Origin of the sequence: Janthinobacterium rivuli, from assembly GCF_009208735.1 — a bacterium.
Classification (GTDB): domain Bacteria; phylum Pseudomonadota; class Gammaproteobacteria; order Burkholderiales; family Burkholderiaceae_D; genus Janthinobacterium.
The window spans coordinates 42,988-64,394 of record NZ_WFLJ01000014.1; the positions used below are offsets into that span (position 1 = coordinate 42,988).

Below are 21,407 nucleotides of genomic sequence, written 5' to 3' on the forward strand. Positions count from 1 at the left end.
CAATGCACCCGACGCCCAGGAGCTGGCATGCTTATAATGCAGGCGCGTAGTTCACTTCACCCCGGCACATATGAAAACTTACTTTATCGGCGATTTGCAAGGCTGCCATGCACAAACCGTCGAACTGATCGAACGGATCCAGGCGGCGGCAAGCGGCCCGTACCGCCTGCTGTTCGCGGGCGACCTGATCAATCGAGGCCCGGCCTCGCTGGCCACCCTGCGCCACGTGCATGCGCTGGCGCAGCAGGGCCTGGCCGACAGCGTCCTGGGCAACCATGACTTGCACCTGCTGGCCGTGGCCAACGGCATCCGGCCCGAGCATGCGTCCGATACGCTGGCCGAGATCCTCGACGCCCCCGACCGCGATGAGTTGATCACCTGGCTGCGCCAGCGGCCACTGGCGCTGGCGCACGACGGCCATGTGCTCGTGCATGCGGGCCTGCTGCCGCAATGGAGCGCGGCCCAGGCCCTGTCGCTGAGCGGGGAAGTGTCCGCCATGCTGCGCAGCGACGGCTGGATAGCCTTCCTGCGCAGCATGTACGGCAACGAGCCGGCCGCCTGGCGCGACGACCTGCAGGGCGCCGACCGGCTGCGCTGCATCGTCAACGCCATGACGCGGCTGCGCTTTTGCACGCCGGACGGCGTGATGGACTTCAAGATGAAGGAGAGCGGCAGCGCGCCGCCCGGTTCCGCCATGCTGCCCTGGTTCGACGTGCCGGGCCGGCAAAGCGCCAACGACACCATCGTCTTCGGCCACTGGTCGGCGCTGGGATTGCAGTTGCGGGAACGCCTGATCGGCCTCGATAGCGGCTGCGTCTGGGGCGGCAAGCTGTCGGCCGTGTGCCTGGAAGACCGCTCGCTGCTGCAGGTCGACTGTCCCGCCTTCCAGCAGCACAGCGGCAAGCGGTGAACTGCATGGCGCGCATATGCTTAGTCGAAATCGGTCGTTGGCCTTGCCGCGCATGGCCCGTATGATGGCGCTTTTGCCATTGCGATCCCATGCATCCTGATACCGACAGACTGGCGCGCTGGCTGCTCGGCAGCCTGGAACTCGACACCGCCGTCCTGCATGTGGGCCAGTACTGCGGCCGTTGGCGCGCTTCCACGGCGGGCCGGGAACTGGGCAGCTTTCACCTGGTGCTCGATGGCCACTGCTATCTGCATCTCGACGGGGCGGCGCCGATTGCGCTCGGCCCGCGCGACGGCGTCTTCCTGCTGCGCGACTTGCCGCACTTCCTCAGCCCCCACAGCGACCCGCTGCAGGCGGTGAGCGCGCAAGCCATGCTGCCGTTGCGATCGCCCACGGAGCGGCCGGCGACGGCGCTGGCCTGCGGCTTCTTTCAATTTCGCGGCGCCCTCTCCGCGCTGATCGTCGACTCCTTCCCGCCGTATCTGCTGATACGCGGCGATGCGCCCGCCTTCAGCGCCGCCGCCGCGCTGTTCGACCTGATCCTGGCGGAAGCGGGCGGCGATCCGGAACAGCCGTCGCCGCTCATCGCGCGTCTGGTCGAACTGCTGTTCTTTTACCTGATCCGCCATGTGGCGCAGGGCGAGCAGGTGGCGGCCGGCCTGCTGTCGCTGCTGCACCAGCCCGCATTTTCGCCGCTGCTCGAGCGCATGCTCGACGCCCCCGCCGACGACTGGTCGATCGAGAACATGGCCAAGGCGGCCTGCATGTCGCGCGCCAGCTTCTGCAAGCATTTCGCCAGCGCCAGCGGCCACTCGCCGGCCCAGTTCCTGCTCCTGCTGCGCATGAAGATCGCGGCGCGGCGCCTGCACGACGGCGTCTCCGTCGAACGCGCGGCCGAACTGGTGGGTTACCGCTCGCACGCCGCCTTTACGCGCGCCTTCAAGCGGGTCACGGGCGAGCAGCCGGGCGCCTACCGGCGCGACCAGCGCCAGCGCCAGCTGGCCAGCTAAATCAAGAATCACACAATCGCAGACGAACGAGCACAAAAGGACGACGCTGACGTCTGTTACCTGCACGGCATGGCCGATATAATGACCGGGTGACTTACTAACTTAGCAAGGTACCCCATGTCCCGTCTGACGCTGCACACTCTCGATACCGCCCCGGCCGACAGCCGTCCCTTCGTGGAAAAGGCCATCGCCAACAATGGCTTCCTGCCCAACCTGATCGGCGTGCTGGCCAACGCCCCGCTGGCCCTGGAAACCTATCTGACCGTCTCCGGCATCAATGCGCGCGCCAGCTTGAGTCTGATGGAACGCGAAGTGGTGCAGATCACGGCCGCGCGCATCCATGGCTGCGATTTCTGCATCGCCGGCCATAGCGCCATCTCGCTGAAAAAAGCGGGCCAGAGGCCCGATACCGTGCGCGCGCTGCAGCATGGCCAGCCGACGGGCGACACAAAGCTCGACGCCGTCGCCGCCTTCGCCACGGCCGTCATCGCCACGCGCGGCGCCGTCAGCGACGCCGAATATCAAACCTTCCTGGCGGCCGGCTACAACGAACAGCAGGCGCTGGAAGTGGTGCTGGGCATCAGCCTGGCCACCCTGTGCAATTTCTCCAACAGCCTGGCCGGCACGCCCGTCAATCCGCAATTGACGCCCTACCTGCCTGGCGCCGTCTGACATGGGCCACCTCAATCACTGGCTGCACACGCACGCCGACCAGCTCGACCAATCGTCGCAGCTGGCTGAAACCATCGTGCCGGCCCTGGCCGGCGAGCAGCTGCTGGCCATCGGCGTACCGCAGCAACACGGCGGCACGGGCGGCGACGTGCGCGACGCCATCGACGCCATCGCCAAGGTGGCCGAACAATCGGTGACGGCCGCCTTTGTCTTCTGGGGCCAGCGCTGCTTCATCGAATTCCTGCTGCAAAGCGAGAACCGCGCGCTGGCCGAACGCCGCTTGCCGGGCCTGCTGGCCGGCACGCAGGCGGGCGCCAGCGGCCTGTCGAACGCCATGAAATTCTTGTCCGGCATCGAGCAGCTGCAAATCACGGGCGCGCGCCACGACGACGGCTTGCTGGTCGACGGCGGCCTGGCGTGGGTGACGAACTTGCGCAAGGCGGGCTTTGTCGCGGCGGCCGCCGTGGCGCCGAACGACGGCGCGCCCCCCGTCATCGTCGCCTTCGACAGCGGCACGGCAGGCGTGCAGCGCAGCGACGACCTGGACCTGATCGCCCTGCGCGGCAGCAATACGGCATCCGTCAAGCTGGCGCAGGTGCACATCCCCGCCGCGGACATCATCAGCGACAATGCGCCAGCCTGGCTGCCGCAGGTGCGCCCATCGTTCCTCGGCATGCAGTGCGGCCTGTCGATCGGCCTGGCGCGCGCCAGCCTGGCCAAGGCGGCGCAGATTTCGGCCGGTTCGCGCAACGCGCTCACGCCGCGCATCGAAGCGCTGCAAGCGACCCTGGAGGCCGCCGTCGCCACCTTGCTGGCCGGCGTGCACGATGGCCGCTTCAAGGCGCAGGCGCCGGCCATGTTCCGCCTGCGCATACAGCTGGCCGACGTGCTGCAGCAGGCGCTGATGCTGGAACTGCAAGCCATGGGCGGGCGCGCCTACCTGAACGCCGAGCAGCAGGGCTTTGCCCGCCGCTGGCGCGAATCGTCGTTCATCCCCATCGTCACCCCCAGCCTGACGCAGTTGCAGGCGGCCTTGCAGCTGTTCGACAGCCAGCAGGCGGCCAAGGCGGCGGGAGCCCCGGCATGACGACAGCGGTGGAAACGCAAGACTGGGCGCTGCAGGCGCAGGACCTGAGCTATGCCTATCCGGGCACGGCGCCCGTGTTCCAGCACGTCTCGCTGGGCGTGCGCAAGCGCGAAATCGTCTGCCTGCTGGGCGGCAGCGGCTGCGGCAAATCGAGTTTGCTGCGCGTGCTGGCCGGCTTGCAGCCGCCGTCCACGGGCGCGATTCAATTCCTCGACGCGCCCATGCGCGAACCGGACCCGCGCAGCGCCCTCGTCTTCCAGCAGGCGAGCCTGCTGCCCTGGCTGAACGTCACGGGCAACGCCGGCTTCGGCCTGGACTTCAAGCACCAGCCGCAACTGACGCGCGAGGCGCACCAGGCGCGCGTGGCGCAAGCCATCGATGCGGTGGGCTTGAAGGGCCGCGAAAAGCTGTATCCATCCGCGCTGTCGGGCGGTATGGCGCAGCGCGTGGCGCTGGCGCGCGCGCTGGCGCGCGAACCGGAACTGCTGTTCGCCGACGAACCGTTTTCCGCGCTTGACGCCATCACGCGCGCCGAGATGCAGTCGCTGCTGGTCGACGTGGTGCACCGCTGGCATACGGCTGTGCTGCTGGTCACGCACGATATCGACGAAGCCATCCTCGTGGCCGACCGCATCCTGCTGATGGGCGGCAAGCCGGGCAACATCGTGCGGGAATGGCCCGTCGCCATCGACCAGCCGCGCATCGGCCACAGCGCCGACGTGATCGCCCTCAAGATGGACATCCTCGACGCCCTACAGGCGCTGCAAAAGCAGGATCAAACGCCCGCCTTCGCCCCCAATTAATCGACCGGAACTTTCCCATGACATTCGAAGACCACAACAACCCCCTGCATATCTGCGCCTCGTCCGATTGCGACTGCGGCCTGACGCGGCGCGACTTTTTGCGCATGTCGGCCCTGGCCACGGCCAGCGTCGCCTCGCCGCTGCTGTTCGCCGGCGACGCCATGGCCCAGCAAGGCCCGAAAGGCGACGACCAGCCCGTGAAGATCGGCTACCTGCCGATCACCGACGCCACCCCGTTGCTCGTCGCCCACGCCCGCAAGCTGTTTGAAGCGGAAGGACTGCAGGCGGAAACGCCGCGCCTGTTCCGCAGCTGGGCTCAGATCATCGAAGCCTTCGTCTCCGGCCAGGTCAACGTCATCCACCTGCTGTCGCCGGCCACCCTGTGGGTGCGCTACGGCGCCAAGTTCCCCGCCAAGGTCGTCGCCTGGAATCACGTCAACGGCTCCGCGCTGACGGTGGCCAACGAGATCAACAAGGTCTCCGACCTGGGTGGGCGCACGGTTGCCATCCCGTTCTGGTACTCGATCCACAACATCCTGCTGCAGCAAATCCTGAGCGCCAATGGCCTGACCCCGGTCACGCGCGCGCGCAACGCGGCCATCAAGCCGAATGAAGTCAACCTGATCGTGCTGGCGCCGGCCGAAATGGTCTCGGCCCTGGCCAGCAAGTCGATTGCCGGCTATATCGTGGCCGAACCGTTCAATGCGGCGGCGGAAAACGCCGGCATCGGCAAGATCCTGCGCTTCTCGGGCGACGTGTGGAAAAACCATGCGTGCTGCGTCACATTCCTGTCCGAGCGCGACATCAACACGCGTCCCGAATGGGCGCAGAAAGTCACCAACGCCATCGTCAAGGCGCAGCTGTGGACGCGTTCGAACCAGGTCGACACGGCCAAGCTGCTGTCGAACGTCGGCGAACACCGCTACACGCCGCATCCGCTGCAAGTGCTGACCAAGGTTCTGGCCACCACCGATTACGCCGGCTATGAAAAGCAGGGCCTGATCGTGCACAAGAACTGGCAGCAGCGCCGCATCGACTTCCAGCCGTATCCATTCGCCTCGTACACGGAAGAGCTGGTGCGCGCCATCGGCCGCACCAAGGTCGAAGGCGACACGCGCTTCCTGGCCAACCTCGATCCGAAGTTCGCCGCGCGCGACCTGGTCGATGACCGCTTCGTGCGCAAGGCCATCACGGCAGTCGGCGGCCCTGCCGCCTTCGGCTTGCCGGCCAACCTGCTGCGCAGCGAAACCGTGGCGGTCTGACGATGACGCGCAAGTTGTTCACGAAGTTCGGCCTGCCCCTGGTGGGGCTGGCCTGTGCCTTGCTGCTGTGGTCCATGGGCGTGACGGCGCTGGAGAAATCCACGCCCATCGCCACCGCCTTCGCGCCCTTGCCCACGGCGCTGGCGTTCCAGGAGATGGTGGGCGGTTCGGATATCTGGCTGCACGTGGTATTGAGCCTGCAAAGGGTGGCCGTGGGCCTGGGGCTGGCCATCGTCATCGGCGTGCCGCTGGGCGTGCTGGTGGCCATGTCGAAAAGCTTTTCCGGCGCGGCCATGCCGCTGTTCCAGCTGCTGCGCATGATTTCACCGCTGTCGTGGATGCCGATCGCCGTGATGGTGCTCGGTGTCGGCGACGCGCCCGTGTACTTTCTGCTGGCATTTGCGGCCGTCTGGCCGATTTTGCTCAATACGGCGGCCGGCGTGGCGCGGCTCGACCCGAACTGGCTGCTGCTGGCGCGCAGCCTGTCGGCCACGCGCAGCGAAATCGTCTTCAAGGTGATTTTGCCGGGCATCACGGCCGATATCCTGACGGGTGTGCGCCTGGCCATCGGCATCATCTGGATCGTGCTGGTGCCGGCGGAAATGCTGGGCGTGTCGGCCGGTCTCGGTTACTTCATCCTCGACACGCGCGACCGCCTCGCGTATTCGGAGCTGATGGCCGCCATCGTACTGATCGGCATACTCGGTTTCATGCTCGACTACCTGGCCCGCGCCGCGCATGCGCGCTGGCTGCACGTGAAGAACTAAGCCAATGCGCTAGGCGGTCTTTTCCAGCGGCAGCGCGGCGGCCACGGCCGCCTGCGTTGCCGCCGCCAGCTCACGCCGGTGCGCGTCAAGAGTCGCCACGGGCGCCAGACAGGTCAGGCGCGCCGTGATCGGCGGACCGCTCAGGATCGCCACCATGCTTTGCGCAAAACTCATCTCGCCGATGAAGTCGACGGCGTGATGCAACGCTCCCTTGTCATCCACATACACGAGCGCGAACGGCTGCACCGGCACTTGCGCGTCGATGGCCGCCTCGAACAGGTTGGCGTGGAACGGCAGGATCTGCCCCTGCGCGGCGGTCGTCCCTTCGGGGAAGAACGCGATGCGCTCGCCGGCCGTCAACTTATCCACCAGGCCCTGGAAAATCAGGCGCAGGTCGCGCTTGCTGCCGCGCGAAATGAAGATGGTGCCGGCGCGTCCCGCCAGCCAGCCGAGGATAGGCCAGGCACGGATTTCCGCCTTGGCGACGAAACGGCAGGGGTGGACGGCGTTGATGACGAAGATGTCGAGCCACGACACGTGGTTCGCCACCACCATCGCGTGGTCGAGGGCCGGCGCGCTGTCGGCCGGCTGCGCCACATGCACGCCGCAGATGTCCAGCAGCTGCGTCGACCAGCGGCGGATGCGCCGGTTGCGGCCCTCCAGGTCCAGCCAGGGAAAGAGCACGGCGCTCTTGGCCATGCCGCAGCTCAGGTGAATGGCGATGCGCGCGAGGCGGTAGGTAAGCAGAAGTTTCAAATCACACCAACAAATAAACCAGAACCGAAATCCGGGAGCAGACAAGGGATGCCGGGGCAGTCTGCCCCGGTCCATGGATCTGATTTTTTAACGCTGAAACGCCACCTGTCCAGCCACGATGGTCGCCTTGACAATGCCGCTCAGCTCATAGCCGAGGAAAGGCGTGTGCTTGCCCTGGCTGGCCAGCGACGCCGACGACACGGTCCAGCGCGCGGCGGGGTCGAAGACGCAGATGTCGGCCGCCTCGCCCACGGCCAGGCTGCCGGCCGGGATGCCGGCCACGCGGGCCGCGTCGGACGTGACCTTGGCCACGGCGCGCGCCAGCGGACGGGCGCCCGCCTGCGGCTGCGCCAGCGCATAGTCGTCAGCCCATTTCAGGGCCAGCGACAGCAGCAGTTCCAGGCCAGTGGCACCAGGCGACGCTTCGCCGAACGGCAGCAGTTTTTCATCGTCGTCGACCGGCGTGTGGTCCGAGCACATGGCGTCGACCGTGCCGTCGAGCAGGCCGGCGCGGATCGCATCGCGGTCGCGCTGGCTGCGGAACGGCGGCGTGACCCTCGCGTTCGGATCGAAGAAGCCGATGTCGGCGTCCGTCAGGTGCACATGGTGCACGCCCACGTCGCAGGTGACGGGCAAGCCTTCGGCTTTCGCCGCGCGGATCAGTTCCAGACCCGCCGCCGACGAGATGCGGCACAGGTGCACGCGCGCGCGGCTGGCGCGCATCAATTCGAAGATCGTGTGCAGGGCGATGGTTTCGGACATCACGGGCACGCCGGACAGGCCCAGGCGCGACGCCAGCGGGCCGCTGTGGGCGATGCCGCCGCGGCCGATGTGCGGATCCTGCGGGCGCAGCCAGACGGTGTAGCCGAAGGTGTTCGCATACTGCATCGCGCGCAGCAGCACGGTGGTGTCTTCGATCGGCTCTTCCGCCTGCGCGAAGCCGATGCAGCCCGCTTCCGTCAGTTCCGCCATCTCCGTCAGCGACTGGCCTTTCAGACCCATGGTCAGCGCGCCCAGCGGGTGCACGTGCGCCTTGTTCTGCGTCTTGGCGCGGTATTTCAGCATTTCCACCAGACCCGGCTCATCCAACACGGGATCGGTGTCGGGCGGGCACACGAGGCTCGTGACGCCGCCTTGCAGGGCCGCCTGCAATTCCGATTCCAGGGTCGCCTTGTATTCGTAACCCGGCTCGCGCAGGCGCGCGGACAGGTCGACCAGGCCGGGGGAAACCACCAGGCCTGCCGCGTCGAACGTCGTGTCGGCGGTGAAACCGACGGGGGCGCTGCCCACGGCCAGCACCTTGCCGTCGGCGATAAACAGGTCTTGCAAGCCATCGATGCCGTTGGCAGGGTCGATCAGGTGGCCGTTCTTGATATGTAGTGTCGTCATGCTCGCTTACTCGTCCTTGGGCTATCAGCCCTGATTACCAGCCAAAATACTCATCACCGCCATGCGCACGGCGATACCGAACGTCACCTGCGGCAGGATCACCGCCTGCGGACCGTCGGCCACGGCCGAATCGATCTCCACGCCGCGGTTCATCGGGCCCGGATGCATGACGATGGCGTCCGGTTTTGCCAGCGCCAGGCGCTCGGCCGTCAAGCCGTAACTCTTGAAATACTCCTGCGCCGATGGCAGCAGCGCGCCGCTCATGCGTTCATTCTGCAGGCGCAGCATGATGATCACGTCCACGCCTTTCAAGCCTTCATCCATGTTGGTGAAGGTGCGCACGCCCATTTGCTCCAGGCCGCCCGGCAGCAGGGTGTGCGGGCCGATGGCGCGCACTTCCGGCACGCCCAGGGTGGTCAGCGCGTGGATGTCGGAACGGGCCACGCGGCTGTGCAGGATGTCGCCCACGATGGCCACCGTCAGATTGGTGAAATCCTTCTTGTAGTGGCGGATCGTGTACATGTCGAGCAAACCCTGGGTCGGGTGAGCGTGGCGTCCGTCGCCGGCGTTGACGACGTGGACATGCGGCTGCTTGGTGTCGATCAGGTGCTTGGCGATCAGGTAGGGCGCGCCCGACTGCGCGTGGCGCACAACGAACATGTCGGCATGCATGGCCGACAGGTTATCGATGGTGTCGAGCAGGGACTCGCCCTTGCTGGCCGACGACGCCTGGATGTTCAGGTTGATGACGTCGGCCGACAAACGCTTCGAGGCGATCTCGAAGGTGGTGCGGGTGCGCGTGGAGTTTTCAAAGAACAGGTTGAAAACGCTCTTGCCGCGCATCAGCGGCACTTTTTTCACATCGCGGTCGGAGATGCCGACGAACGAGGAAGCCGTGTCGAGGATGTGGTTGACGATAGACTTCGGCAAGCCTTCAATCGTCAGCAGATGTTGCAGTTCGCCGTGTTTATTCAGTTGCGGATTAAGCATGGTGGGTATCTATGGTGAGCGTGAATTTTCCATCGTCGGCTTGCTTCAGGACCAGGGCCTGGCCCGGTGGCACGGCAGTGAAGGCGGCCACGAAATCGGCGGCCACCGGCAACTGGCGTTCGCCGCGGTCGACCAGGGCGGCCAGCATGATCTTCGCCGGGCGGCCGTAGTCGAACAGTTCATTGATGGCCGCGCGCGTGGTGCGGCCCGTGTACAGCACGTCGTCGACCAGCAGGATGGTGGCGCCGGCCACGTCAAAACTGATTTGCGTCGGCTTGACGTCGGCATGTAGGCCCTTCTGGGCGAAGTCGTCGCGGTAGAACGAGACGTCGAGCACACCCAGGCGGTCGAGCAGGTTCAGGTCGCGCGCCAGGCGTTCGGCCAGCCAGGCGCCGCCCGAATGGATGCCGACGATGGCCACGTTGGGGATGCCCGCCAGGCCGCTCTGCACTTGCTGCAGCAAGACCGCATACAGGGCCTCGGCGTCGAGTTGGGAAGGATTCGCAGGATGCGGCATAGAGTTCTTAATCATTCAGGGAGGGAGTCTAAGGTCAGATTAATAATTCGCGTCGAAATACTGTTGCAGGATGACGGCGGCGGCGCGGTCGTCGATGACTTCACCGCGCTTGGCGGCGATGACGGCCGAGGAATAGCGCTCGTCGACCAGTTCCACCGGCAGGTTGAAGCGGCCATGCACCTGGTTGGCGAAACGGCGGCAGCGCGCGCTCATCTCGTGTTCGGTGCCGTCCGGATGGCTGGGCAGACCTACCACGATGCGGCTCGCGCCCCACTCCTTGATCAGGCTATCGATGGCGGCAAACTTCGGCTCGTTCGCCGTCGCCGTGATCACGCTGAGCGGCTTGGCCTGGCAAATCATGGTATTGCCGATGGCCACGCCGATGCGTTTCAAGCCGAAATCGAAGGCGAGGATGGTGTCGATGGCGTCACTCGTCACAGCATTTTTCCATAATAAAGATCAACATAGGTGGTGCCAGAAACCGTAGCGAGCAAGCTCAATGTCGGGTTGAGTAGCGGAGCTGTACGAAGGTACAGCGAGCAACGGATGCCCGAAAGTGGGCTGCGCAGTAGGTTTATGGCATCCACCTCATGCGTGTCCGGCCTCGCTCGCCAACATGAGTGGATCGATGCCGAGCAGCTTGATGGCCGCCACGTAGCGCTGCTCGATGGGGAAATCGAACAGGATGTCGGCCGAGGCGCCCACCGTCAGCCAGCCGTTGCGGCCGATCTCGTCTTCCAGCTGGCCCGGGCTCCAGCCCGAGTAGCCGATCGAGACGAGCATGCGCTCGGGACCATCGCCCTTGGCGACGGCTTCGAGCACGTCGATCGAGGTGGTAAACGCCACTTCATCGGTGACCGTCAGCGACGAGGAATAGCGCGCGCCCGGCGTATGCAGCACGAAGCCGCGGTCATCCTGCACGGGGCCGCCGAACATGATCGGTTCATTGATGATGGGCGTGTCGCTGCCAGCCGCCAGTTTCAGGTCGATGCGGTCGAACAGCACTTCCATGGTCATGTCGGTGGGTTTGTTGATGACGACGCCCAGCACGCCGTTTTCATTGTGTTCACACACGTAGACGACCGTGCCGCCAAAGATCGGATCTTGCATGGCCGGCATCGCAATGAGGAAATGGTTGGCCAGATTCAGGGTGGAGGAACCGGTCGCGGCCGGTTCTCCCACACCCTGCATCAAACGATGTCCTGGTAGAGTCTGGTCGATTTTACTCTTTTTCATACGCGATGCTCTCTCTGTGGGCTTGCTGGCAAGTCTCGCTTACCCCGCTATCGTACGCCTGGCACATCCTGCCGCGCATGTCGGGCGGCGAAAATCGGGTTGCCAGGCGCTATTCTTGTTATGTTGTAAATTAATGATCAATTCGCTTTGCCTGCAGGCGCATTGCAATGCCAATTGTAAAATTGATTGCAAAATCGCGGTCGCACATAAAGCACCGCGAACATACCCGGTAGTTTACACTGAATTGCCGCCGCAGCGACGCCAAAGGCACGACGCGAGCGGCCATAAAGCCCTGTTGGCGGCAAAAAATAGCCTATCTTTGACCCTGAACACGCGAAATCATGACAATCAAGACTTCCCTGGTGTGGTTCCGGCGCGATCTGCGCGCGTTTGACCATGCTGCACTGCATCACGCCCTGCGCCAGAGCCAGGCCGTGCATTGCGTGTTTGTATACGACACCGCCATCCTGGCAGCCCTGCCGCGCCGCGACCGGCGGGTCGACTTCATCCATGCCAGCGTGGCCGAGCTGGCCGGCGAATTGCGCCAGCTGGGCGGCGACCTGATCGTGCTGCACGCGGACGCCGCCGAGGCCATCCCGCGCCTGGCCGCCGAGCTGAACGCCGACGCCGTCTTCGCCAACCACGACTACGAACCGCAAGCGATCGCGCGCGACGCCAGCGTGGCCGCCGCGCTGACGCGCGACGCGCGCCTGTGGTTCAGCTTCAAGGATCAGGTGATCTTTGAAAAAGACGAGGTGCTGACGCTCTCGGCCAAGCCGTACACCGTCTACACGCCGTACAAGAATGCCTGGCTGAAGAAAATGCGCGCCGAACCCGGCTGTCTGGCGCCGTTCGCCATCGAGCCGCACGCGGCCAGCCTGGCGCCGCCGCGCACCGGCACGCCGGCGCCCCTGCCCACCCTGGGCGAGCTGGGCTTCGAGGCCAGCAACCTGACCGAGCTGGCCATTCCCACCGGCATGTCGGGCGCCAGCAAGCTGTTCGAGGATTTCCTGCCGCGCGTGGCCCGCTATGACGTGGCGCGCGATTTCCCCGCCCTGAAGGGACCGTCCTACCTGTCCATGCATCTGCGCTTCGGCACCGTGTCGCTGCGCTACCTGGTGCGCACCATCGTCGACCTGATGGACAGGGGCGGCGGCGGCGATGGCGCGCCCGTGTGGCTGGCCGAACTGATCTGGCGCGATTTCTACGCCATGATCCTGTACCAGAACCCGCACGTGGAAGGCGGCGCCTTCAAACCGGCCTACGACGCCATCGCCTGGGAAACGGGTCCCGCAGCCGATGCCGCCTTTGCCGCCTGGTGCGAGGGACGCACCGGCTATCCGCTGGTGGACGCGGCCATGGCACAGCTGAACCAGACGGGCTATATGCACAACCGCCTGCGCATGGTCACGGCCTGCTTCCTGATCAAGGACCTGGGCATCGACTGGCGCCGCGGCGAAGCGTATTTCGCGCTGCACCTGAATGACTTCGACCTGGCGTCGAACAACGGCGGCTGGCAATGGGCTTCGTCGTCGGGCTGCGACGCGCAGCCTTACTTTCGCATCTTCAATCCCATCACGCAATCGGAAAAATTCGATGCCGGCGGGCGCTTCATCCGCCGCTACCTGCCGCAGCTGAAGGCGCTGGGCGACAAGGAAATCCACGCGCCCTGGCTGGTGCCGCGCATGCTGCTCGAACAAAAAAACATCGTGCTGGGACGCGATTATCCGGAACCGCTGGTGCAGCACGACGAGGCGCGCAAGGAAACCCTGGAGCGCTATGCCGTGGTGAAGGTGGTGGCGTAGGTCAACAAGCGCCCCACTTCCGCCAGCAATTCCTCTTCCTGGAACGGCTTGCCGAAATACGCATTCACGCCCAGCTCGAACGCATGCGCGCGGTGCTTGTCGGCGCTGCGCGAAGTGATCATGATGACGGGGATGGCGCGCGTCTTGTCATCGCTGCGCACATTGCGCGTCAAATCGAAACCATCCATGCGCGGCATTTCCACGTCGACCAGCAGCATGGCCGGCATGGCGGCCGGCTCCAGCGCATGCAGCTGTTCCAGCGCATCGACGCCATCCTTGGCCAGCAGCACCTGGTAGCCTTCGCGTTCGAACAGGCGCTGCATCACGCGGCGCACCGTCAGCGAATCGTCGACCACCATCACGCGCACGGCTGGCACGGCCAGCGCGCTGGAAGCGGCATGCTGCGCGCTGCTGGCCAGCGCATATTGCGACAACAATTCAGGATGATGCTCCAGGTGCTGCGCCAGCGCCACCGGGTTCAGGATCAGCACGATGTCGCCCGTGCCCAGCACCGTGGCGCCGGCGATGCCCGGCATGCGCGCCAGTTGCGGGCCCACGTGCTTGACCACCACTTCGCGGTTGCCCACCACGTCATCGACCTGCAAGGCCAGCCTGTCATTGCCATTTCTCAGCAGGAGCACGGGCGCATAGCGCTGCGTGGCCTGCGCCGCCGGCGTCTCGCCCAGCATGGCCGACAGGTGGTGCAGCGCCAGCGACTGGCCGTGCGACTCGACGCGCCCGGCCGCCCGCACCTGCTCCAGCTGCTCGCCTTTCAGGTGCAGCACCTGCTCCACCAGCACCGATGGCAGGGCATACGTCTTGCCGTTGGCCGCCAGCAGCACCACCTGGGTGACGGCCAGGGTCAGCGGCAGGTGGATGGTGAAGCGCATGCCCAGGCCCGCCTGCGTCAGCGTTTCCACGCGCCCGCCCAGGGCCAGCGCTTCGGAACGCACGATGTCCATGCCGACACCGCGTCCTGCCAGTTCCGTCAGGCTGTCGGCGGTGGAAAACCCGGGCGTGAAAATCAGCTCGGCCGCCTGCGCGTCGGTCAACGGCGCATCCGTCTCCACCAGGCCGGCGCCGTGCGCCTTGGCGCGGATGCGTTCCAGGTCCAGCCCCGCGCCATCGTCGGAAAAGGCGATCGCCACCTCATTGCCCTGCTGGCTGACCTGCACCAGCAGCTCGCCCGTCTCGCTCTTGCCCGCCGCCAGGCGCGCGTCGCGCGGCTCGACGCCGTGCACGATGGCATTGCGCAGCAAGTGTTCGAACGGTGCCGCCATGCGTTCGAGCACGCTGCGGTCGATTTCCACGCCGCCGCCGCGGATGTCGAGGTTGACCCGCTTGTCGACTTCCTTGGCGCTTTGCCGCGCCACGCGGAACAGCCGTTCGGCGATGCTGGCAAATGGCACCATGCGGATCTGCATCAGGTCGCGCTGCAGCTCGCGCGTCAGCCGCGCCTGCAGCACCAGGTCGTCCGTCACCGCATCGACGCTGTGGCTGAGGTTTTCATGGAAGGACGCCACGTCGTTGACGCTTTCGGCCATCATGCGCGTGAGCTCCTGCAGGCGCGTAAAGCGGTCGAATTCGAGCGGATCGAAATCGCGCTCGCTGCCGACGGCCATGCGCGAGGCGATCTGCGATTCGGCCTGCATTTCCACTTCGCGCAACTGGCGCCGCAAACGCGCCAGATTGTCGGAAAACTCGGACAGGGAAGCGCCCAGCACACCGACTTCATTTTCAATCTTGGAGCGGGTGATCGACACTTCGCCGGCCTGGTTCACCAGGCGGTCGAGGATATCGGCGCGCACGCGCACCAGCGCCGCCTTCGGTTCGGCGGCCGGCGTGTCTTCCATGCCCGGCAAGGGCAGCAAGGGCTGCTGCAACTGCTCGAACAGGTGCAGCGCATGGTCGTAATGGGCCAGCAATTCCTCGAAGGCCTGCGGCGTTGCGGTACCGGCGTGCAGCATGTTTTCGATATGCGTCTCGATTTCATGCGCATGCTGGCCCAGGCGCATGGCGCCGGCCATGCGCGCGCTGCCCTTGACCGTATGCAGGGTGCGCAGCAGCATCTGTGCCTGGCCGCTGTCGTGCGGCTGCTGCTGCCAGCTGCGCAGCGCCTCGCCGATCTGCGGCAGCAGGTCGGCGCCCTCCTCCAGGAAGACGGACAATAAATCGAGGTCGAGTTCATCGCTGATGCCGGCGCTGGCCGCCAGCAGCGCGGCCGCGTCCGCCGGCATGATGGCGGGCGCAGGCGCTTCCGGCGCCGCATGCTCCAACGGCGGCGCGTGCTCGAAGCCGGCGTCGAACAGATCGTCGCTGGCGCCGCTGTCGTGCACCGGTGCCGGTACGGATGCTTCGGCAGCCTCCGGCTGCAGCGCATCGGCGACGATGCTCGCATACGTCGCCTCGAACAGCGCCTCGAGCTGCGGCGCAGGAATCTCGGCCAATGCGTCGGCCGGCGCGTCGGCCAGCGGTTCGGCCAGCGGCTCGGTGGGCTGCGCCGGCGCGCCGACGATGCTGGCGTAAGCGGCCGCGAACAGGCCGTCGAGCCGCTCTTCCTGGCTTTCGCCGGGCGGCGCCGTCAGGGCGCGCCACAGGGTATTGAGCGCTTCGATCATGTCCGGCTGCGTTGGCGCCAGGTCGCCCAGCGCGAACGCCTGCAGCATATGCCCGATGCGCTGCGTGGCCTGTTCCAGCACGTCGTGCTGTTCGGCGCGCAGGCCGGCCAGCGGCGCCACCACCGTCTCGATCACCGTCTCGAGCGCGTGCGCCAGGTCGCGCAGCGACTGGAAGCCGACCGTGCCCGACGTGCCGGCCAGGGTATGCACGGCTTGCAGCGCCTCCGCGCTGACGGCGCGCTGTTCATGGCGCCATTCGCCGAAGTCGCGCGTGAGCACGCGCAACAATTCATCCGTCTCGGCCAGGTAGATGTTGTACAAGGGAAGGCTGATGCGCAGCTCGCCCACGTGTTTCAGATGATCGTCCGGCGCCTCGTGCGCGACGGGCGCCGTGGCCAAAGGAAGTCCGATCACATTGCCATTGCTGGCCACCGGCGCGGCCGATGCCGGGCGAGGCTTGCGCAGTTCGAACGGCCCGCCTTCACGCACGCGCTCGGCCGCCATCAGCAGCATGCCGGCCTCGCGCTCGCGCCCCGCGCCGCCTTCCAGTTCGGCCACCCATTCGCTGAGCTGGTACCAGCCGTAATTCAGCAGGGTGAACAAGTCATCGCTGACGGGGCGCGCTTCGGCCAGCCAGGTATTCATGACGCGCTCGATGGCGCCGGCCGCTTCGGCAAACTGCGCCAGGCCGATCATGCGGCTGCTGCCTTTCAGGGTATGGAACGAGCGGCGCAGCATGGCCAGGTGGTCGCCGCTGGCGGCTTGTTCGCGCGGCAGGGCCAGCGTGGTATCGACAAAGGCCAGCACTTCGCGCGCTTCGGCGATGAAGATGTCGAGCATCTCCGCATCGACATCGGTCACTGCCGGCGCGGCATCCATGCCGGCAGGAGCGGCGGGCGCCAGGGCCTGGTCGAGCAAGGGCACGGCGCCGGCGGCGGCGACTTTTTCAAATGGCAGGGCGCGGAAGGTGCCGGCGGCGGCGTCGAAATGGAAACGCCCGCTGGCCGCCTGCGCGTTGCGACCCAGCATATCGATAAAAAAGCCCAGCGCGCTGACATTTTGCGCGATCTCGTCGAGCGCCTCGGCCTGCGCCTCCGCCTTGGCGTCGCCACCGGCCATCTGCCGCACGGCCGCATCGACCTGCAGCACGGCGGCGCGCGCGTCTTCCTGTCCCAGCCCGGCCAGCTGCTGCTGCAACTGCTCCAGCACGGGCGCGACGCCATCAAGGGTCCCCGTCCGCGACGCATCCGCGTAATACGCATTGAGCACCTTTTCCACCTGGCGCAAGCCCGTCTTCATGTCCTCGGCCAACGCGGCCACGGTCTGGCCCTGCTCGATCTGGCGCGACAGCTCGCCCGCCGTGACGGGCGGCGGCGCTTCGCCAGCCAGCAGCGCCTGCAGGCGCGCGACGATGGTTTCCGCATTGCCGGCGAAATCGTCCGGCAGTCGGCGCAGCTGTTCCAGGCCAGTGTCGGCAAACAGCAGCGCCATGCCGATTTCATTCTCCAGCGCCGCACTGCGCCCGCTGGCCACGGCTTGCCGCGCCACGGCCGCGCATTCGCGCAGCAGGCTGGCCAGGGCCGGCTGCTTGAGGGACTCCACATGCGCCGCCACCTGTTGCAGCGCTTCGTCGAAATCCGCGCCCAGGGCTGGATCGAGATCGGCCTGCGCCAGACGGCTCCAGCTGGCGCGCGCCTGCGCCAGGGCCGTGCGGGCGCCTTGCAAGGCATCCTGGTCGACCTGGCCATAGCGCCGCGCTTCCACGTCGTCGGGCAGCATGCCTTCCAGCGCGAAGGCGGCGCGCAGCTGGCGTGCCTGCGGCGTCGGCGCGTGTGCCGCGGCGATGAAGAACAGGGCGTCGCGCAGCATCGCTTCGGGCAGGCTGGCCGTGCCCTGCGCCAGGCGGCGCAATTGCAGGTTGATCAGGCCGAACAGCTGTTTGACGTTGAGCGTGCCCATGCCCTCGCCGCTGGCCGCCAGCCCCGCAAACGCCTGCATGGCGAACCAGAAGGTGCGCGCCGGCGCCTCCTGCTGCGCGTCGGCCACCAGGGTCAAGGTGGCGTGCAGCTCGCCCGCATGCTGGCGCCGCGCCGCGTCATCCTGCGCCTTCAGGAACGGCAGCAGGGATTTTTCAAAGCGCCCGCGCCAGGCTGGATAATCGGCCGCCGGCGGCACTTCCGCCAGCGCGATGGCATGCCCTTCCAGCATCGACGCTGGCGGAAAAAACAGGTCGGCCGGGTGGATGCGCTCGGCGCCCAGCATGGTTTGCAGGTCGCGGTAGTAGGGGAACAAACGCGCCGGCTGCGGCGGCGTGCCGGCCACCAGGTCTTCCAGGTATTCGGTCAGGGCCTGATACAGGTCGGCGACGACTTGCGCATGATCGAGCGTGTATTCCAGGCTGCCGTCGCGAAAGCGCGCCAGCGCCTGTTCCGCGCCGTCCGTCAGCAGGCTGGCGCCGGCCACGTCCACCATCACCAGTGCGCCATGCGCCTGGTGCAGGTGCGAGCGCGCATGCTGCAGGGCCGTGGCGCGTTCCTCGCGCTCGCGGCCACCCGCCTCGAACAGGGCCGTTTTCGAGCGCCCCAGCGCTTCACGGATCTCCACCATCACCCACGACAAAGGTTCGCTGTCGAACGGCTTGGACTGCTGTGGACTATCAGGTGTGCTCATGCATGCCTCGGTAAGGAAATCGCCTGGACTGGCGCGGCGTTCAGGCGGCGACGCGGAAGCGCGACACCGAATTTTTCAGTTCCTGCGCCAGCATCGACAGTTTATGGATCGATTGCGCCGTTTGCTGCGTGCCATCCTGGGTCTGTTCCGCGACGCTCAGGATATGCTGGATATTCAAGGCCACGCCGCTGGCCGAACCGGCCTGCGTGCCGGTGGCGAACGAGATGCCCTGGATCAGTTCGGCCAGGTGTTTCGACACCTGGCTAATGTCGTTCAAGGCGGCGCCGGCCGCGTCGGACAGGCGTGCGCCCTCGACCACGCCCTGCGTGGAGGTTTCCATCGCCCGCGTCGCATCCTGGGTATCGGCCTGGATGGTGCGCACCAGCGCGCCGATCTGCTTGGCGGCGGCGGCCGAGCGTTCGGCCAGGCGCTGCACCTCCTCGGCGACGACGGAGAAGCCGCGCCCCGCCTCGCCGGCCGAAGCGGCCTGGATGGCGGCGTTCAGCGCCAGCACATTGGTCTGCTCGGTGATGTCGGAAATGAGCTCGGTGATTTCGCCGATCTCCTGCGACGATTCGCCCAGGCGCTTGATGCGCTTGGAAGTATCCTGGATCTGCTCGCGGATTTCATGCATGCCCTTGATGGCGTTTTCCACCGCCGTCGAACCCTGCTGCGCCGCCGCCACCGACTGGCGCGCCACGTCGGCCGAGACGCTGGCCGACTTCGACACGTCGGTAATCGCATTGGCCATCTTGACCACGGTGGCGCTGACGCCCTGGATTTCGCGCGACTGCTGCTGCGACGCGATCAGCAGCTTGCTGGAGATGCTTTGCGCCTGCGTCGAGGCGCGGTTGACCTGTTCGGCCGTCGCCGTCACCCTGCCCACCAGGCCGCGCAATTCCTCGACCGTATAGTTGACGGAATCGGCGATGGCGCCCGTGATGTCTTCCGACACGGTGGCCTGTACCGTCAGGTCGCCGTCGGCGACCTTCTGCAATTCGTTCATCAGGCGCAGGATGGCCGCCTGGTTCTGTTCATTCTTGGCCTTGGCCTGCTCCTCCTGTTCCTGCGACAGCAGGCGCAGGATTTCCGCTTCCTGGCGCCGCCGCTCGGCGTCGCGCGTGCGGTTGACGGAGTCCTGCAGCAGCACCCTGCCGATGCCGGCCGCCGCGATCAGGGTCAGCAGCACGCCGCCGACCATCATCCAGAAGGCCATGCCCAATGTTTCCTGGTTCACGTGGTACATCTGCTGCAGCAGGGTCAATCGCTGGCGCAGGTCTTCGTTCTCGTTGAAGATCAGCTGTTCGGCGCTTTTCGCCGAACTGAATTTGTCGAGCCGGTCGAGTATCGACGAGACCAGCTTCTGGTAAGTGTCGAAACTGGCCTTCAACGCCACGAGCCGGTCGCGCAGTTCGGCGTCGCGCGTGGGCGCCAATTGCAGCGACACGCTGCCATTGAGCAGGCCTTCGACGGCCGTGCGGAAATACGTCGTGTCGCGCCCCAGCGAGAATGCCGTTTCCGAGCTGATGCTGCCCGACGACAGGAACTCGCTGGCGCTGCGGCTCATGCGCTGGCTCAGCATCATCAGGCGGCCGATGACGGCCAGGTCGCGCGCATTGCCGCCACGTTGTACCTTCAGGGCCGCGACTTCCTCGGTCTGCGCCAGCAGCGCCGGCGACAGCGCATTCAATTGCTGCAGAGTCTTGTCGAATTCGCCCAGCTCGGGTTTCAGGCGCAGGATGGTGCTGGCCGCGCGGTCGCTGCTGGCCCACTTCTTGCGCGCGTCAGCCACCGCCGCCAGCAGGGCGGAACGCGACTCGCCGATATCGCGCCCGTGATACGTCCCGCCGCGCAGCATCAGGCGGAAATCCTGGTTCAGTTCATTGCGGCTTTCCTCGAGCTGGCGGAAGGCTTCCGGATTGCCTTGCACGGCGTTCGGCGCGGCCTTGCCGATGCGCTGCGAATGCATCAGCGCGTCGCTGGCCAGCTGCGTCTGCGCCGAGGCGATATTGCCGCTGCGCGTATTGAGGCCGACGAACAGCAGGCTGGCGGCCAGGCTCAGGGCCATCACCGTCGACAGGATGCTCAATTGTTTTTGCAGCGGCAAATGGCCGATCAGCGGCAGCTTCCAGTCCCCGGCCGGCGCGCTGGCCAGCGACTTGCGCCGTCCCAGCGCGTCGCGCAGGCGCAGCGGCAGGTCGGCCGCCGATGCCGGCTCCCCGGGCGCGTGCTGCGTTTCGGGCATGCCGGCCGCCAGGATCGGAGAATTGGCGCCCATCAGCAAATATCCTTGTGGTCAGGGAGGCCGCCAAAGCCGGCGTCGAGGAAGCGCTCCGCTTGCGCCAGCTGCGCCAGGTCCAGGCGCAGCCAGTGCTGCCCTTCGCCGTCGCGCAGCGCCTGCGCCGCCCATGCTGGGAACACGCCCTGCGCCGCATCCTGCACGGGCACGGGCTGCATCGTGCGCAGCTGGCGCAAGCCCAGCACGCGTTCGACCAGCAAGGCGCAATTGAGGCCGAGACGCGGAGAAAACGTGATGATGCGGCTGTGATGGCCGGGTACGCAAGCCGCTTCGCCCATGTAGCGGGCCAGATCGACGACCCCCGTCAGGCGTCCGCGCATGGCCGCCAGGCCCAGATACCAGTCCTGCGCCAGCGGCACGCCCTGGATCTGCACACCGGCGGCAATGACGATTTCGCCGAGCTGCGTCAGGTCGAGCAGGCACGGCCGGCCACCGAGCATCACGCCCAGCTCCTTGCGCGCCGCCAGCGCGCCGCTGCGCGCGGCCTGTATCCGCTCGATCAATTGCAGCTGATACTGGCGCAAGCGCCCCTGCCGCGCGCCCGTCTCGAAGGAGGGCATGGCGGCGGACGGGTAAGCCGCGGTGGGCACGCCGGGACCTGGCATCGTTGACATGG

General features: G+C 66.4%; 17 protein-coding genes. 8 read left to right on the forward strand and 9 right to left on the reverse strand.

The window, feature by feature from the left end; translation table 11 throughout:
• Positions 1-70 precede the first annotated feature (70 nt).
• The 7 genes from GCN78_RS19030 (at position 71) to GCN78_RS19060 (ending at position 6,511) form a co-directional block, all read left to right on the forward strand.
• Entirely contained in the window at positions 71-910 is an 840-nt protein-coding gene (locus tag GCN78_RS19030) for a symmetrical bis(5'-nucleosyl)-tetraphosphatase (protein ID WP_152253098.1), read from the forward strand.
• An 89-nt stretch (positions 911-999) separates the two neighbouring features.
• On the forward strand, positions 1,000-1,920 hold the full coding sequence (locus GCN78_RS19035; RefSeq protein WP_152253099.1) for an AraC family transcriptional regulator: 921 nt from the start codon (positions 1,000-1,002) through the stop codon (positions 1,918-1,920).
• A 117-nt stretch (positions 1,921-2,037) separates the two neighbouring features.
• The gene (locus tag GCN78_RS19040) at positions 2,038-2,592 is read left to right on the forward strand and encodes a carboxymuconolactone decarboxylase family protein (protein WP_152253100.1); all 555 of its coding nucleotides are present in this window, start codon (positions 2,038-2,040) and stop codon (positions 2,590-2,592) included.
• Between the two features lies 1 nt (position 2,593).
• Positions 2,594-3,679 carry an acyl-CoA dehydrogenase family protein gene (locus GCN78_RS19045; protein WP_152253101.1) on the forward strand — a complete coding sequence of 362 codons (1,086 nt, stop codon included), beginning with the start codon at positions 2,594-2,596 and terminating at the stop codon, positions 3,677-3,679.
• Complete coding sequence (locus tag GCN78_RS19050) at positions 3,676-4,482, forward strand: ABC transporter ATP-binding protein (RefSeq protein ID WP_152253102.1); 807 nt, start codon at positions 3,676-3,678, stop codon at positions 4,480-4,482. Before GCN78_RS19045 ends, GCN78_RS19050 begins: the two co-directional genes overlap by 4 nt.
• Positions 4,483-4,499: 17 nt before the next feature.
• On the forward strand, positions 4,500-5,744 hold the full coding sequence (locus GCN78_RS19055) for an ABC transporter substrate-binding protein (protein WP_152253103.1): 1,245 nt from the start codon (positions 4,500-4,502) through the stop codon (positions 5,742-5,744).
• 2 nt (positions 5,745-5,746) lie between these two features.
• Positions 5,747-6,511, forward strand: a complete 765-nt coding sequence (locus tag GCN78_RS19060) for an ABC transporter permease (protein WP_152253104.1) — start codon at positions 5,747-5,749, stop codon at positions 6,509-6,511.
• 9 nt (positions 6,512-6,520) lie between these two features.
• Here the strand turns inward: GCN78_RS19060 and GCN78_RS19065 are convergent, their stop codons facing one another.
• The 6 genes from GCN78_RS19065 to GCN78_RS19090 form a co-directional block, all read right to left on the reverse strand.
• Positions 6,521-7,267 carry a lysophospholipid acyltransferase family protein gene (locus tag GCN78_RS19065; RefSeq protein WP_152253105.1) on the reverse strand — a complete coding sequence of 249 codons (747 nt, stop codon included), beginning with the start codon at positions 7,265-7,267 and terminating at the stop codon, positions 6,521-6,523.
• 87 nt (positions 7,268-7,354) lie between these two features.
• Entirely contained in the window at positions 7,355-8,656 is a 1,302-nt protein-coding gene (locus GCN78_RS19070) for a dihydroorotase (protein WP_152253106.1), read from the reverse strand.
• A 24-nt stretch (positions 8,657-8,680) separates the two neighbouring features.
• The gene (locus GCN78_RS19075) at positions 8,681-9,646 is read right to left on the reverse strand and encodes an aspartate carbamoyltransferase catalytic subunit (RefSeq protein ID WP_152253107.1); all 966 of its coding nucleotides are present in this window, start codon (positions 9,644-9,646) and stop codon (positions 8,681-8,683) included.
• Positions 9,639-10,163, reverse strand: coding sequence for a bifunctional pyr operon transcriptional regulator/uracil phosphoribosyltransferase PyrR (gene pyrR / locus GCN78_RS19080; protein ID WP_152253108.1), 525 nt, complete (start codon positions 10,161-10,163; stop codon positions 9,639-9,641). The genes GCN78_RS19075 and pyrR overlap by 8 nt, the downstream gene beginning before the upstream one ends.
• Positions 10,164-10,202: 39 nt before the next feature.
• Complete coding sequence (gene ruvX / locus GCN78_RS19085; RefSeq protein WP_099668368.1) at positions 10,203-10,586, reverse strand: Holliday junction resolvase RuvX; 384 nt, start codon at positions 10,584-10,586, stop codon at positions 10,203-10,205.
• A 165-nt stretch (positions 10,587-10,751) separates the two neighbouring features.
• Entirely contained in the window at positions 10,752-11,354 is a 603-nt protein-coding gene (locus tag GCN78_RS19090) for a YqgE/AlgH family protein (protein WP_034746689.1), read from the reverse strand.
• A 386-nt stretch (positions 11,355-11,740) separates the two neighbouring features.
• On the opposite strand from GCN78_RS19090, the gene GCN78_RS19095 reads away from it, so the two are divergent.
• Positions 11,741-13,204 carry a cryptochrome/photolyase family protein gene (locus GCN78_RS19095; protein ID WP_152253109.1) on the forward strand — a complete coding sequence of 488 codons (1,464 nt, stop codon included), beginning with the start codon at positions 11,741-11,743 and terminating at the stop codon, positions 13,202-13,204.
• Here the strand turns inward: GCN78_RS19095 and GCN78_RS19100 are convergent.
• Genes GCN78_RS19100 through GCN78_RS19110 form a run of 3 tightly spaced genes read right to left on the reverse strand, consistent with a single transcriptional unit; the run spans position 13,177 to position 21,405 of the window.
• Complete coding sequence (locus GCN78_RS19100) at positions 13,177-18,492, reverse strand: hybrid sensor histidine kinase/response regulator (RefSeq protein WP_152253110.1); 5,316 nt, start codon at positions 18,490-18,492, stop codon at positions 13,177-13,179. The genes GCN78_RS19095 and GCN78_RS19100 overlap by 28 nt on opposite strands.
• Before the next feature lie 40 nt (positions 18,493-18,532).
• Entirely contained in the window at positions 18,533-20,770 is a 2,238-nt protein-coding gene (locus GCN78_RS19105) for a methyl-accepting chemotaxis protein (RefSeq protein ID WP_152253111.1), read from the reverse strand.
• Positions 20,770-21,405, reverse strand: coding sequence for a chemotaxis protein CheW (locus GCN78_RS19110; RefSeq protein ID WP_152253112.1), 636 nt, complete (start codon positions 21,403-21,405; stop codon positions 20,770-20,772). The genes GCN78_RS19105 and GCN78_RS19110 overlap by 1 nt, the downstream gene beginning before the upstream one ends.
• Positions 21,406-21,407: the final 2 nt, after the last annotated feature.

What these genes read in the sequence shown, in the direction of transcription:
- GCN78_RS19030 (WP_152253098.1), top strand. Translation starts at nt 71, where the DNA reads ATGAAAACTTACTTTATCGGCGATTTGCAAGGCTGCCATGCACAAACC.
- GCN78_RS19035 (WP_152253099.1), top strand. Translation starts at nt 1,000, where the DNA reads ATGCATCCTGATACCGACAGACTGGCGCGCTGGCTGCTCGGCAGCCTG.
- GCN78_RS19040 (WP_152253100.1), top strand. Translation starts at nt 2,038, where the DNA reads ATGTCCCGTCTGACGCTGCACACTCTCGATACCGCCCCGGCCGACAGC.
- GCN78_RS19045 (WP_152253101.1), top strand. Translation starts at nt 2,594, where the DNA reads ATGGGCCACCTCAATCACTGGCTGCACACGCACGCCGACCAGCTCGAC.
- GCN78_RS19050 (WP_152253102.1), top strand. Translation starts at nt 3,676, where the DNA reads ATGACGACAGCGGTGGAAACGCAAGACTGGGCGCTGCAGGCGCAGGAC.
- GCN78_RS19055 (WP_152253103.1), top strand. Translation starts at nt 4,500, where the DNA reads ATGACATTCGAAGACCACAACAACCCCCTGCATATCTGCGCCTCGTCC.
- GCN78_RS19060 (WP_152253104.1), top strand. Translation starts at nt 5,747, where the DNA reads ATGACGCGCAAGTTGTTCACGAAGTTCGGCCTGCCCCTGGTGGGGCTG.
- GCN78_RS19070 (WP_152253106.1), bottom strand. Translation starts at nt 8,656, where the DNA reads ATGACGACACTACATATCAAGAACGGCCACCTGATCGACCCTGCCAAC.
- GCN78_RS19075 (WP_152253107.1), bottom strand. Translation starts at nt 9,646, where the DNA reads ATGCTTAATCCGCAACTGAATAAACACGGCGAACTGCAACATCTGCTG.
- pyrR (WP_152253108.1), bottom strand. Translation starts at nt 10,163, where the DNA reads ATGCCGCATCCTGCGAATCCTTCCCAACTCGACGCCGAGGCCCTGTAT.
- GCN78_RS19090 (WP_034746689.1), bottom strand. Translation starts at nt 11,354, where the DNA reads ATGCAGGGTGTGGGAGAACCGGCCGCGACCGGTTCCTCCACCCTGAAT.
- GCN78_RS19095 (WP_152253109.1), top strand. Translation starts at nt 11,741, where the DNA reads ATGACAATCAAGACTTCCCTGGTGTGGTTCCGGCGCGATCTGCGCGCG.
- GCN78_RS19100 (WP_152253110.1), bottom strand. Translation starts at nt 18,492, where the DNA reads ATGAGCACACCTGATAGTCCACAGCAGTCCAAGCCGTTCGACAGCGAA.
- GCN78_RS19105 (WP_152253111.1), bottom strand. Translation starts at nt 20,770, where the DNA reads ATGGGCGCCAATTCTCCGATCCTGGCGGCCGGCATGCCCGAAACGCAG.
- GCN78_RS19110 (WP_152253112.1), bottom strand. Translation starts at nt 21,405, where the DNA reads ATGTCAACGATGCCAGGTCCCGGCGTGCCCACCGCGGCTTACCCGTCC.